The organism is Pseudarthrobacter raffinosi, assembly GCF_023913835.1.
Lineage (GTDB): Bacteria > Actinomycetota > Actinomycetes > Actinomycetales > Micrococcaceae > Arthrobacter > Arthrobacter raffinosi.
This window is the reverse complement of record NZ_JAMXBG010000008.1, coordinates 65,810-79,253: the sequence shown is the minus strand read 5'-3', so window position 1 is coordinate 79,253 and position 13,444 is coordinate 65,810. Positions and strand designations below refer to the sequence as shown.

The following is a 13,444-nucleotide window of genomic DNA, read 5'->3' as shown; positions in this document are numbered from 1 at the left end:
AGTCTCTGCATTTGACCTTTACTACCGAGTTGAGCCAGACGTGTCTTCCGACAGCCCAAAGTCCGCAGAATCCCTTCACACGTCCCAAAGTCGGGTCCGCTGGTACCAGCCGCTGACGCAGCACAACTACCGCCTGTATATGGGCATGACCTTCGCCGGAAGCATGGGCGTGTGGATGCAGAGGCTCGCCCAGGACTGGCTGGTGCTGCAACTGACGGGGAGCCCGGCCGCCGTCGGGATCGCCGTGGCGCTGCAGTTCCTGCCGATGCTTGTCATCGGTCCGCTCAGCGGCCTGCTGGTAGACATGTTTCCCAAGCGCAGCGTCATGATGGTGTGCCAGTCCGTGATCGCACTGCTGGCCCTGGGACTGGCCGCGTGGGACGCCAGTGGAAATATCACCGTGTGGGCGGTGTACGGAAGCTGCATTGCGCTGGGAGTGACGTCCGCCGTCGACGGTCCGGCGCGCCAGGTTTTCATCAACGAAGTGGTGGGCGACGCCGGGCTGAGGCCCGCCATCGGAGTCAACAACGCGATCGGCCAGTTTGGCGCCATGGTGGGACCAGCCCTTGGTGGGGTGGTGATCGCCCACGCGGGATCCTCCGCCGCCTTCGCCGCGAACGCCCTGCTTTCCGTGCTCGTGCTGGTCATGATCGCCGCCGTCCGGCCGGCGCTCCTGCACCTCACAGCCCCTGCAACCCGGGGACGCGGCCAGCTTCTGGCCGGCTTCCGGTACGTCCGGGAACGGCCATCGCTGCTGCTGCTCATTGTCCTGGCCGGCCTGCTGGGGGCCTTTGGAATGAACGGTCCGGTGGTGCTGACCGCGTTCGCCGAGCGCGTGTGGCACAACGGTGCGGCGGGGTTCGGCCTGTTCAACACCGTGGGTGCCGTCGGCGCCCTGGCGGGTGCGCTGCTCGCCGCGCGACTGAGGGGCATGGGCCGCAAGGGAATCGTGGCCGCAGCCGGACTCTTTGGGCTTTCGCAGCTGGTTGCCGCGCTGATGCCCAGCCTGGTCGCTTTCACCGTGATGCTTGCCGTGGTGGGCCTGATGACCCTGGTGTTCCTGACGAGCGCCGCGACAGCTGTGCAGGTGGAGGCGGGGCCCGAAGTCCGGGGGAGGGTGATGGCGCTTTACCTGCCATTGCTGCTGGGCGGGCATGCTTTGGGTGGCCTGCTGGCGGGCTGGCTGACGGAGGAGTTTGGCGTGCGGACAGGCCTGGTGGTCACCGGTGCGCTGGCCATGCTGTCCGCGGCCGTCGTCGGAGTTTTGTTGTGGCTGAATTCGCGGAGTGTGCGGAACACACGGCCACTGTGAGGAAAAGTAAGTTTGTGTGCGTTCTTGACGCGTGGTGGGGCTCACATCTACTCTGTGAGAAAGCGGTTTCTGAGACGTTATCGACTGCCAGACCAAAGGACAACGAATGCTTTTACGCGCCCGAAAATCCAGAATTCCCAAAGCCGCGGCTGTTATAGCCGTGCTGGCCCTGGCCCTCACCGGGTGCGGCGCTAGCACGCCGGCTGCCTCCGACGGAACGGTGACCTTGCGTTTCAGCTGGTGGGGCTCCGATGTGCGGCACAAGATGACTGAGAAGCTGATTGCTGCCTTCGAAGCGGAAAACCCCAACGTCAAGATTAAGGGAGAATACGGCGACTGGTCCGGCTACTGGGACAAGCTGGCCACCCAGGTTGCCTCGCAGGACGCCCCGGACATCATCCAGATGGATGCCCAGTACCTTGGCGAATACGCTGAACGCGGGGCCCTGCTGGAACTCAAGGACGTGGATCTGTCCAAGTTCGATAAGGCCGCCGCGGATGCCGGCAAGACGGACGGGGGGCAGTTCGCCGTCACGGCGGGTATGAACGCACTGGTGGTCCTGGCCAATCCGGCGCTGCTGTCCGCCAGTGGGGTGTCACTGCCTGATGATTCGAGCTGGACCTGGGATGACTACAAGGAGACGGCAGCCGACATCACCAGCAAGAGCAAGGAAGGCGTCTACGGTTCCGGCGGCGTCGTCGGGGATGCCTCCTTCAACCTCTGGATGCGGCAGCACGGGAAGTCCCTGTTCACCAACGACGGCGGCCTGGGCTTTGACGAGGCCGATGCCACCGAATACTTCGAGATGCAAGCCGGTCTGCGGGACGCCAAAGCCGTTCCGCGTGCGTCCGTTCTGACTGAAGAGGCCAGCGCACCGTTGGACCAGCAGGGCCTGGCAACGAACCGTTTTGCCATGGGGTGGGTGTGGTCCAACCAGCTGGCTGCCCTGAGCACAGCCTCAGGGCAGGCCCTGGAAATCCACCGTCCGCCGAGTGTCGAGGGCGACGCCATGAAAGCCGAGCAGTTCTACAAGGCTTCGCAGTTCTGGTCGGCCAGTTCCCGGACCAAGTATCCCGCGGAGACCCAAAAGTTCATCGACTTCCTGGCCAACAGTGTTGAAGCCGGCGAGATCGGGCTGGCAGACCGCGGCATCCCGGGCAATTCGGACGTGCGCAAGGCCGTGGCACTGAAGCTGTCGCCCACCGACGCGCTGACGGCAAAATTCATCGATGACATTGCCGACGAAGTAGGCGAGGCCCCGGCCGTGCCTCCGGCCGGATCAAGTGCGGTTTCCGAAGTCCTGACCCGGTACGCCACTGAGGTGCACTTCAGCAGGATTTCCCCGCAGGAAGCGGCGAAGAAGTCGATCGAGGAAATCAAGATTTCCCTCAGCTAAACGGGCGGGACACCCCAGGCTCGGGTCACCCAGACGAGGACGACGCCGGATACGAACCGCATCCGGCGTCGTTTCCTTTGCTGCCCCCACCCCAACTAGGTAGCGCTAACTGTCGTTTTGACGCCTCATAGCGACAGTAAGCGCTACTTACTTGGGGGTTTGAGTGGGGCGCGTCCGTCGCCTTTAGGGCTCGTTGGATGGCGTGAAGGTCCAGGAGCCGGTGTGGATGCGGAAATCACGCGAAGTCTTGCCATTGATGGTCCCGGCGCCGCCGCGCTCGCCACTGTTTGCGGCACCGCCAGAACCGGAATGCACGACGGCGGGTCCCGCCGTCGGCCCTTGGATTCCGTAAGTGCCGCCGGAGGGGAGCCTGACGGTGGCGGTGACGCCCGCGGGAATCGTGCACTCCAGCTGTATTCCAGTGGCAGTCCGCCGCCAAGCGACGTCGACGGCGCCGTTGGGCAGCGGCACATTTCCCTTGGCGTGCTCCAGGCTGCACACAGGCGGCTCGATAATCACTTCGGTGCCTCCGGGGACGCTTACCCGGACGCCGAGCAGGAACTCCAGGATTTCCTTCACCACTGACGCGGACCAGGCGTGGGACTGGCTGTAGTCCGTGCCGTCCACCAGCTCCCAGGCTTCCCAGGTGAAGCTGGCGCCGGACTCGAGGAGCCGGGCCCAGCCGGGCTGGTCTGGCGATGTGAGCAGATCAAGCACGGCTTCTGTCCGCCCCTCGGACAGAAGCGCCCGTACCAGCCGGTGCACGGTCATGGGTCCCTGCCGCATGCCTTGCCCGGCGATCCGCTCGGCGTCGGCCGTTGCGTAGTCCGAGTCTGTGATGCCCAGGGACAACGGGAATGACGTGGCGTGCTGGGACGCGTGGGTGCTGGGTGTGCCGTCGGCGTGCAGGCCGTCCACCATCACGCCGCCCACGCGCAGGCGCGTGCGGATGCTTTCCGCGAGTGCCCCGGCACGGCCGGCGTACCGGACAGCCGCGTCCTCCTGGCCGGCGAGGCTGCAGAGCCGTGCGGTGGAGATCAGGGCCGAGTACGCCTGCGCGTTGACGGTGGTTTTGGCGGCGCAGTCCATGTCGTAGCCGAACCGGCCGGGGACGGGCCAGTCCACGATGCCGTGCAGGTACGGGCCGGAGCCGCCGCCGAGTTCGGCGACCAGTCCCGCCGTCGGGCCTTCCGTGGCGAGGTACCGCAGTGCATAGTCGGCAGTGGCACGGAGGCGCGGGAGCAGTTCCGTCACTAGGGCGAGGTCTCCGGTCCGCAGGTGGTATTCCTCGGCCCATTCCGGCATCATGAGCGAAAAGTCGGGGATGTCCCGTTTCCCGTCGCCGTTGGGGTAAACAGCGTTGTAGCGGCCCAGGTCCGCGCCGTCGGTCCAGTAGCGGCCGGCCGACCAGCCGAACTCACGCAGCGCCTGCGCGGTGTAGGCGTGCTCGCCGAACAGGGCCATGGTGGCGTAGGAGATGTTGACGGCGTCGGCGAGGAACTGGCCTTTTTCCCGGGTGGGGGTGTCGACGAACTGTTCCTGGACCCCGTGCAGAGCGGAATCGCGCAGCAACCGGAACACCGCGTCCAGCGTGGGGTTGGAGCTGCTGAAGCTCCCTTCGTGCGGGTGCCGGCCGTGGATCACGACGGCGCCCACCCGGGTCACGTCCGATGCCTCCGTCCCGGGGAGTTCCAGGTACCGGAAGCCCAGGTGCACGGTGGCGCGGAACCGCTGCGGGCCCTGGGCCTGGGTGTAGGGGAAGGACATATCGGTGTTCTGGCTGGCCGTTTTGCCGGTGTCCACGCGGCCGTCCGCGTTCAGGACGTAGCCCGCCCGGATCATCAGGGTCCGCCCGGCCACGCCGGTACGGAAGTCCACCTCCGGACGTGCCGGGATGACCCGGCCGAAATCCGCCACCAGCGTTCCGTCGGCTGCGGTTAGGAAAGACTCCGGGGCAACAAACTCCTCGGACAAGGAGGTGCGGCGGGGGTGCAGGGCAGGGAACTCCGGGACGGGATGGGGACCGTAGGTCAGGGCCGGTGGCATGTCCTGGCTTGCATCCAGGGCGGCCGCTGCCTGCCCGTCCAGGTGCTCTACAGGGTCGCCCTCATCGTTCCGGTAGCCCGCTTGCCGGTACGGCGCCTCGGCAGCGGTCCAGTTCGAACCGGAGCCGAAGACCTCGCGGCGCCCGTCCGTGTAGTCCACGCTGAGGCGGACCAGCAGGGCCGGTACGCTGGCAGCCCTGCCCTGACCGGGGCCGTACCAGTGCAGTAGGGCGGTCAGGGGAATCTCGACGGGCTGCTGCTGGGCCCGCTGGCCGGGCAGCGCTGGCTGGACTTGCTGACCCGACTGTTTCGGCACTCCGGGGGTGTGGGCCGCGAGCAGCGCGGTGACGTCGGCGGCGTCGTAATATCCCTCGCCGGGGTAGCCGAAGGAGGTTGTGCTGAGGCAGGCGTTTCCGTCCAACGCCACCTGCGCGTGATGGCTCGCAGCCACAAAGAGGCGTGCCCGGGCAACAATTCCCGTGATCAGGACGGTGCTGCGGAAAAGTGTCCATTCGTCGGGCTGCCGGTGCGCCGTGGTGCCTGCCCAGTGCCCCAGGAACGCACGGGCCTCTTCCGGGCCGGCGCTGAATCGGTGGTCCAGGAGTACCGCGCCCCCGGGAGTGGCGTCAGCAGAAACAGTGTCGACGGAAGCACCGGCAGCTGAACCGCTACGGGCGCCGTCAGTAATCCGCAGCGAGGCGTACTCGGCCTGGCTGCGGGGACCCTGATGCAGGGCGAGCCGGCCCTCGAACCCCGCGGGGAGCGGCTCGTTGACGGTAAGCAGTTCAACGCCGTCGAGGGTCACGGTGATGGTGGTGCCGTCGTCGGAAACCGTGAGATCCTGCCAGGTGCCGGGGACTAGGTCCTTGCCGGGCAGTCGTTCCTGGCTGGCAGCGGCGTTGCGTTCCAGCTGGGCGCTGGCCAGCACGTCGGTGTCCGGAGTGGCAGGGGCCGGGATGTCCCATTCCGGGGCGCGGCGGAGCACCACATTGCCCGCCGTGTTCAGTTCCAGCAGCAATCCAGTGCCCGAGCCGCTGCTGCGGAGGAGCAGCCCGGCCCATCCCATCACCGGCCGGAGGCGTGCCTCCAGCAAGAAACAGCGGACGGGAGGGCAGGGAATGGGCAGGAAAGGGGAGCCAGCGACGCGAAGGGCGCCTTCGAGGACGTCCAGCGGAGCCCGGCCGCCCGGGGCCCGGTGGATCCAGTCGGCACCCCATCCGCTGTCCGAAAGTCCAGTGCTAAACGACGCGGCTTCGGACCAGGGGCTGGCGTAGCCTCCGGCGTCACTCACCCGGACCCGCCAGCTGTAGTCCGAGTCCTCGGCCAGGTCCGGCCCGCCGTAGGGAATCCCTGCTTGGCGGAAGGAGGGCATGGGTCCGGAGTGCCAGACCTCCGCCCCGGCCGAATCCTCGACGGCGATTTCGTAGCCCGTCTGCCGGGCCGCGGCGCGGCTGGCGTCGTCCGGCTGGCTCAGTGTCCACCCGAACACCGGGCGCAGCGAGGCGGTGAGGCAGGGGGAGAGGCTGTCGGTCAGCAGGCCGCCAGCCCGCAACTCGCCTTGGCGGGTCAGTGTGGGGGTTGCTTCCTGGGTGGGGGAGACGCCCATCAGGAAGCAGTTCCGCGTGCTGCGAGGGCCCAGGGCAGTCCAAGCTCGCTGAAAGTCGCATGCTCTTGCGTGGCACGCTCCAGGGCTTCCTCGATCCCGACGACGACGGCGTGCGCGGCGTCGCCGTCACCTTCCCAATGGACGTAGGCGCCGTCGATCAGGGCCGGCAGCGATGCGGTCCGGATGGCTTCGAGCACCAGCATGAAGGCTCCGCTGTCCAGGAGCGGACTGATGAGTTCCCTGCCTTCGCAGCGGTGGGCCAGCAGGTTCTCCGTGAGGTCGTCGCGGCCGAAGACCTCCTCGGTCTGCCCGGCAGGGGTGGTCACGGTGAGGCGGTCTTCGGTGTAGTGGAACACGGCCTGGCCCCGCGAGCCCTGCAGTGTGACATAGGGTTCCGCGGATTCGGTGGCGCAGATGGTGAGTGCGCAGGTGACGGGAAGTCCCTTGGCGGTGCGGATCCGGATGACGGAGGTGTCGTCGGATTCGATGTCATTGGCCCGGTAGAGATCGGTTTCCACCGAGGCGACATCTTCGATGGTGCGGGCGCCGGCGATGCGCAATGCGGTGGCCACGGCGTGGGCCAGGGGATTGGTGGCGACCCCGTCAACCACGTCGACGCCGTCAATGCTCCGCTTCCCGGCCCAGCGGGAGCGCTTGTAGTAGGCCCTGTTGCGGACCCAACGGCCGGTTGCCGAGAAGCCTTCGAGGGTGCCGATGGTGCCGTTGGCGACGAGTTCCTCGATGGCCCGCAGCGCGTGTGACCCCAGGCTTTGGAAGCCGATCTGCACGCTCCGGCCGGATGCCTGGGCGGCGTCGCACAGCGTGTTGAAATCGGCCAGCGACGCGACCGGGGGCTTCTCCAGATAGAGATCCGCTGTTGTGGCCATGGCGGCGAGGCCCAGCGGGGCGTGGGTCTGGATGGGAGTGGCCACGATGATCACGTCCAGGTCCGGGGTGCCCGCCAGGAGTTCGGTCAGCCCCGGGAACACGGCGGCCGTGGCCGGCACGGACCCCGGTTCCGGCGGATGGGGATCGGCTACCGCTACGAGTTCGACGACGCCGGACTCCTGAAGCCGTTGAAGGTTGCCCAGGTGGTGCGTGCCGAAGCCGTGGATGCCTACCAGCGCCACGCGGGCCGGGCGGACTTGCTCCGGCGCGGGTGCCGGGGCCGGGTTAGGACATTCGGTCCGGACAGGATCCTGGGCCTCAAGATCGCCGGTCTGGACAGGATCTGCAGACCGGGACTGTGACTCGGCGGCGGTGCCGGCTGGCATTCCCAATGGATCTCCGTTTCTGCCCGCAGGCACAAAATCTTGGCCCCGGCGGCCGTCGTGACGGAGCCGGGGCGGACGATGCGGCGTTCCCGCGATACCGGCGCTGGCAGGCGGATACGGGGCTGGCTCGCCCTTGGCGCTCGCTGATACATCATCCGGCAAGCGCTTTCCAAGGTCCAGTGTGGACTATGGCGGGCTGCCGAGTCCAGTAATGTAACGATTCAAAAATTAGCTTGACCCACCCGCCATGAGGGGTCTAGATTTCGAGAAACCGATTACTCAGGTGACGCCCGCCACTTATGGACGCGTTTCTGCAACGATGGAGAACCGAAGGAGCTTTGCCATGCTGGCTGGAAGTTTCAGTGCACGCGCCTACTCGTTCTTTGACACCCTGCTCTGGATTGCCTGCCTCAACGTGCTGTGGATCCTTTTCACCCTGCTGGGCCTGGGTGTCCTGGGTGCAGGTCCTGCAACGGCCGCGGCGCAGATCCTGGTCCGGCGCCGGGTGCGGGGAGAAGCCGCCCCGCTGCTCAAGTCGTTCACCCGTGAATACTTCGCGAACTTCGTCGGTGCCAACGCTCTGGCGTTGCCCGTCATGGCGGTGGCAGTGGCCCTGGCGATGAACTGGAACTACTCGTCCGGCGCCCGGGGCCTGATGTCCCAGCTGGTCGCAGCCGGCACGTTTGTTGCCGCCATCTTCCTCGCCGGGGTGGTCTGCTACCTCTTCCCGATGTACGCCCGCTACGAACTGCCGCTGGGCCAGTACCTGATGATCTGCTCCCGTTTTGCTGTCCGTCACCTGGCGGGCACCGTCATCCTGCTGTTCATCACAGCCGCAGCCGTCTACGCGAGCCGCGCCCTGCCTGGACTTATCCCCTTCTTCAGCATCGGCGCCTGGCTGTACGTGACCGGCTGGCTGTGCGACCGGTTCTTTGCCGCCAATGACGAGTCCGTCGCCGCCTTGGCCGCGCTGCAGGAGGCTGCCGACGGCGACGCGCACCCCGCCGTCGCCCTGCCCAGCCAGCAGGGGGCACCTGTTGGGTGACCTTTTTGACGGCCGGCTCCTGTATGGCGCGGCCGTCTATCCCGAGGTCCTGGACGTGGCTACCTTCGCCGCCGACGCTGCCCACATGCGCCGGCTCGGCATGAACACGGCCAGGCTGGGAGAGTTCATGTGGTCCGCCCTGGAACCCGAGGATGGGGAGATTTGCCTGGACGTCCTGGACCGCGCCCTCGAGGTGCTCGGCGCCAGCGGGCTCAGCGCCATAGTCTGCACACCCACGGCCACCCCGCCGGTCTGGCTCACCCACGGCCACCCGGAACGCCTGCACCACACGGCCGACGGCGTTGCCCTGGGTCACGGCTCCCGGCAGCACATCTGCACCAACAATCCCGTTTTCCGCGACCGCGCCGCACGGATAACCAAGTCCATGGCGGCCGCCGTCGGGAATGACCGGAGGGTTCTCGCGTGGCAGTTGGACAACGAGTTCAAGTCCCACGTGGGCGGCTGCCACTGCGCAACTTGCCGTGACCTCTGGACCGGCTGGCTGGCCGCGCGCTACCAGGAGGTTGATCTGCTCAACCAGGCGTGGCATTCCGCGGTCTGGAGTGAAACGTATCAAAGCTTTGCGCAGGTGCCCCTTCCCGGCCCCACGCCGTTCCTCCACAACACCTCGCTGGTCAACGATTTCAGGCTGTTCAGCCAGGAGAGCATCAACGGGTTTGCCCGCGAACAGTCGGGCATCATCCGAGTCCACAGCAGTCTTCCCGTGACCCACAACAGCGGCTTCGGCTTCGACCTGGACAACGCCGCGCTCTTCGAGCACCTGGACTTCTCCAGCTTCGACACCTACCCCTCGGCCAACAACCATTCCGCGTTCCTGATGAACCTGGACTACTTCCCGCGGCTGGCAAAGTCCCGCCGCACGGTCCTGATGGAGACCAGTCCCAGCCACGGCGGCTCGGTGCGGCACTACGGCGTGCCGCACCCGCACGGGTTCGCGGAAGCGGAGGCCTTCGCCAACTACGCCTCAGGGTCCGCCGGATTCCTGTTCTGGCACTTCCGCCAGCACCGCGGCGGCAGCGAACAGGCGCACGGTTCGGTGGTCAGCGCCTGGGGCCAGCCCACCATCGGCCACGCCAGCGCCGACGCAATAGGCAGGCTGCTCCCGGCGGTGAAGCCGCTGCTGGACCACAGCAGCCCGGCCCAGCCCGCCGTCGCCGTCCACTACTCGGACCACGCCAAGGGATTCCTGGAGACCGAAGCGGGCGACAGGGTTGGCTACCGCGGACTGATCTCGGCGATCTACGCAGGACTGGTCCGGGCCGGAATCCAGCGGTCACTGCTTCCGGTGGAGGCCTCCCTCGCCGGCTTCCGCGTGCTGTTCACCCCGTTCGTCCACCACCTCCCAGAGCAGGACCGGGAGCGGATCCTGCAGTGGGTGCACGACGGCGGCACGTGGGTCTGCGGGCCCGGCACCGGAGGCCGTACGGAGCACCACACATGGCATGCCGACTCCGCCCTCGGCGGGCTGGAGGCCGCCGCCGGCGTCGAATCCGTCTTCCAGTTCCCGGCCACCGGGTCAGGTTCCCGGGGCAGCATCCTGGGCCACGACGTCGACCTCTCCCGGATGAGCACGTTCTTCAGGCTCCCAGAAAATGACGCGCCTGGTGCGGCCACGGCGCTCGGCACGGTCACCGTCGGTCCCGCCGAGGGCCTTGAATTCGCCACCGAACGCCGGATCGGCGCCGGCCGGATGATCCTGCTCGGTTCCTATCCAGGGGCCGGCGCGGGAACCGGCGGACCGGACGACGGCGGCGGCGCGCCGCTGGCTGCCGTCGTCGAGTACGCGTGCGCCGGGGTGCTGCCGCGCGTCCGCACCGCGGGTGGCACGGTGGCCGGATATCAGCGCTGGCGCAACGGCCGGTTGCAGCACTGGCTGGTCAACATGGGCGGCGAGCCGGGAGCGTTTACTCTCCTGCGGCCCGCCCGCAAACTGCTGGGCAAGCAGGCCGTCCATGCCCACAACGGCAGCCACACCAGCCACCCCGCGCTTACCCTTCCCGCCGGCGTCCACACCCTGGGCGCCTACGACTATCTGGTTCTGGAAGACATCAAAGAGGAGCACTCACTGTGAAATGGCTTGAGCAGGCACCACGCGTGGACACGGCTGTGCAGTTCGGCAGGCCGTGGGCGCAGGGGGAATTGGAGGCAGCGGGCGTCCCCGGCATTCGGCTGGCAGACGCAGCGTTGGCCCATGAGGCCAGGCCGCTGGCCTACTGGCCGGACGGCAGTGTTAAATGGACCGCCCATGCCGCCGTGGTTCCGGCCGCCAGTGAGGCTGCTGCCCTGGAGCCGGTGCTGGCGGGTGCGTTCGCCTCGGAGCCGGCACCAGCCTTGGGATCCGGGCGGGCACTGTCCGACGCCTTGCCGACCCGCCCGTTGGCCTCCTTCGACGGCGGCACCATCCGCGTGGACACCGGCGCCTTCACGGTGACCATCGCCACCGGTAGCCAGGCGGCGGGTGCCGGCCCCCGGAAGGCGGCTGGCGAGCTCACCGGCCCGTTCACTGCGCCGGACGGACGGCAGCTCGGCGATGCCCTGCGGCTGGTGGTCAGTACACCGGATGCCCAGGCCAGCGTCGAGTCCGCGGACATCGAGACGCCAGGCTCCGTGCGGACGGTGGTCCGGCTTGAGGGGTCTGTCGCCGCGCGAGGCACCGAATTGCTCCGGTTCATCATCCGCCTCACGTTCTTCGCCGGGCAGGCCACCGTTCAGGTTACGCAGACACTGCTGTTCCAGGACGCGGCCAAGGACCGGATCATCAAGGGCGTCGGGTTGCGGCTGGACCGCAGCCTCAACGGGGTCCTGCTGAACCGCCGCGTCAGCATCGCGGGGGACACGGCCGTCTACACCGAACCCGTGCAGTCCCTCTACAGCAGGCCATTCAGCGGCGACAACCCTGACTACGCCCGCCAGCTCGCCGGCCAGGCCGTCAGTGAGACGGCGGAAACCGCGGCGGTGTTCGCCGTCGGGCGGCAGAATGCTGTCTGGTCCAACTTCCGGCTGACGCAGGAATCCGAGGACTACTTCCGGCTGGAGAAGCAGACCAAAGCCAGGCTGCTGCCCGTCCGGATGGGCAAGGGCCACCGCAGCCAGGGACTGTTGTACGCCGGGGACGCCACTGGCGGCGTGGCCGTCACCCTGCGCGGCTTCTGGCAGAAATTCCCGGCGGCCCTGGAAGTGGACGGCATGGCCGGGGATTCCGCCGCGTTCACTGCCTGGTCCTGGGCCGAGTCAGTGGAACCCATGGACCTGCGTCACTACACGGATGAATGCCACGTGCCCAGCGCCTACGAGGGCTTCGACGAACTTCGCTCCACCCCGGAAGGTGTGGCCAACACGTCCCACATCTCCTTTGACTTCGTGGACTCTTCACCGTCCAGCGACTGGCTGTGGGAACTGGCCTGCGAACGCCAGCAGCCCGCCCTACCCGTCTGCGAACCGGAGCTGTACTACTCCTCCCGCGCCGCCGGAACCACATGGGGGCTGCCGGCGACGGTGCCCGCCGGCGCGGCCGTGGAACGGCGGCTCGACGGACTCGTGGAGTTCTACACCCAGGAAGTGGAACAGCGCGGCTGGTACGGCTACTGGAACTACGGCGACTTTATGCACAGCTACGACCAGTACCGCCACCAGTGGCGTTATGATCTCGGAGGCTTCGCCTGGGCCAACAACGAACTGGCGCCCAACATGTGGCTCTGGCAGTCGTTCCTGCGCAGCGGCGACGCACGCGCCTTCCGCCTCGCCGAGGCCATGACCTGGCACAGCGCGGAAGTGGACCGGCACCACTTCGGCGAGTACTCCCAGCTGGGGTCCCGCCACAACGTGGTCCACTGGGGCTGCGGTTGCAAGGAGGTCCGGATCAGCATGGCCGGCCTTCACCGCTACTACTACTTCCTCACCGGGGACGAACGTATCGGCGAGCTTCTCTCCGAGGTCCGCGACGCCGAGCACGCGCTGGACCGGATGGACCCCATGCGTGAGTTCTACGAGCGGACCCCGGAACGGACGCACATCCGGATAGGGCCCGACTGGTCCGCCCTGGTGTCCAACTGGTTCAGCGAATGGGAACGCACCGGCGACACCCAGTGGAAGGACCGGATCACCAAGGGCATCGGCCAGCTTGAGGCCATGCCCCACGGGCTGCTCTCCGGACCCACCCTGGAGCTTGACGCCTCGGCCCTGGACCTGCACCACATGTTCACCGGGACAGAGGGCGGCTTCCACATGATCATCGCCTTCGGCGCCCCGCAGGTGTGGATGGAGGTGGCCGAGGCGCTGGACCATGGCGGCTTCCGCCGGATGCTCGCCGACTTCGGCAGGTTCTACGCCCTGCCGGAAGCCGAAAAGCAGCGTCTCACCGGCGGCGCACTGGACGACACCCACTTCAGTTGGCCGTCCATGGCCACCGGAATGATGGCCTACGGCGCCTGGTGCTACCGCGACGAGGAACTCGCTGCCACTGCCTGGAAAATCCTGCTGGAGAACGCCGGGGGCGGGCTGACAACCCCGTTCGCCGCATCGCTGCAGCAGGCACAGACCTGGCGTCCCGTCGTCGAACACCCCAACATCTCCACCAACTGGGCCTCCCAGTGGGGCCTCAACGCCATGCTCTGCCTGGAACTGATCGGCCCGCCGGGGGAGCCCCGCTGGGCCAGGCACCCCCGTGACCTGACCCGCATCACCAACTGAACAGCACCAACACAACTGCACCAACCGACCCCGGTGAACTGAACTGCCGGACCCAA

7 protein-coding genes are annotated in these 13,444 nt (G+C 67.3%); 5 read left to right on the top strand and 2 right to left on the bottom strand.

Features of this window, described 5'->3' with window-relative positions:
* Nucleotides 1-40: 40 nt before the first annotated feature.
* Together NG697_RS09860 and NG697_RS09855 are read left to right on the top strand one after the other, a co-directional pair.
* Nucleotides 41-1,312, top strand: a complete 1,272-nt coding sequence (locus tag NG697_RS09860) for an MFS transporter (RefSeq protein WP_252610681.1) — start codon at nucleotides 41-43, stop codon at nucleotides 1,310-1,312.
* A 106-nt stretch (nucleotides 1,313-1,418) separates the two neighbouring features.
* Complete coding sequence (locus NG697_RS09855; RefSeq protein WP_252610673.1) at nucleotides 1,419-2,708, top strand: ABC transporter substrate-binding protein; 1,290 nt, start codon at nucleotides 1,419-1,421, stop codon at nucleotides 2,706-2,708.
* Nucleotides 2,709-2,891: 183 nt separating this feature from the next.
* Here the strand turns inward: NG697_RS09855 and NG697_RS09850 are convergent, their stop codons facing one another.
* Nucleotides 2,892-6,359: a family 78 glycoside hydrolase catalytic domain gene (locus NG697_RS09850; protein WP_252610671.1), complete on the bottom strand. Its 3,468-nt coding sequence runs from the start codon at nucleotides 6,357-6,359 to the stop codon at nucleotides 2,892-2,894.
* Nucleotides 6,359-7,633, bottom strand: coding sequence for a Gfo/Idh/MocA family protein (locus NG697_RS09845; protein WP_252614085.1), 1,275 nt, complete (start codon nucleotides 7,631-7,633; stop codon nucleotides 6,359-6,361). The genes NG697_RS09850 and NG697_RS09845 overlap by 1 nt, the downstream gene beginning before the upstream one ends.
* A 343-nt stretch (nucleotides 7,634-7,976) precedes the next feature.
* Here NG697_RS09845 and NG697_RS09840 point away from each other — a divergent pair, with 343 nt between their 5' ends.
* The 3 genes from NG697_RS09840 to NG697_RS09830 are packed head-to-tail and all read left to right on the top strand — an operon-like array spanning nucleotide 7,977 to nucleotide 13,388.
* Nucleotides 7,977-8,678: a YesL family protein gene (locus tag NG697_RS09840; protein ID WP_252610669.1), complete on the top strand. Its 702-nt coding sequence runs from the start codon at nucleotides 7,977-7,979 to the stop codon at nucleotides 8,676-8,678.
* Nucleotides 8,671-10,770, top strand: a complete 2,100-nt coding sequence (locus tag NG697_RS09835; RefSeq protein ID WP_252610667.1) for a beta-galactosidase — start codon at nucleotides 8,671-8,673, stop codon at nucleotides 10,768-10,770. The genes NG697_RS09840 and NG697_RS09835 overlap by 8 nt, the downstream gene beginning before the upstream one ends.
* Nucleotides 10,767-13,388 carry an exo-rhamnogalacturonan lyase family protein gene (locus NG697_RS09830; protein ID WP_252610665.1) on the top strand — a complete coding sequence of 874 codons (2,622 nt, stop codon included), beginning with the start codon at nucleotides 10,767-10,769 and terminating at the stop codon, nucleotides 13,386-13,388. The genes NG697_RS09835 and NG697_RS09830 overlap by 4 nt, the downstream gene beginning before the upstream one ends.
* The last annotated feature ends 56 nt before the right edge of the window (nucleotides 13,389-13,444 follow it).

Excerpts from the sequence above, each read along its gene's own strand:
- NG697_RS09850 (WP_252610671.1), bottom strand. The coding sequence starts at position 6,359 with ATGGGCGTCTCCCCCACCCAGGAAGCAACCCCCACACTGACCCGCCAA.
- NG697_RS09845 (WP_252614085.1), bottom strand. The coding sequence starts at position 7,633 with ATGCCAGCCGGCACCGCCGCCGAGTCACAGTCCCGGTCTGCAGATCCT.
- NG697_RS09855 (WP_252610673.1), top strand. The coding sequence starts at position 1,419 with ATGCTTTTACGCGCCCGAAAATCCAGAATTCCCAAAGCCGCGGCTGTT.
- NG697_RS09840 (WP_252610669.1), top strand. The coding sequence starts at position 7,977 with ATGCTGGCTGGAAGTTTCAGTGCACGCGCCTACTCGTTCTTTGACACC.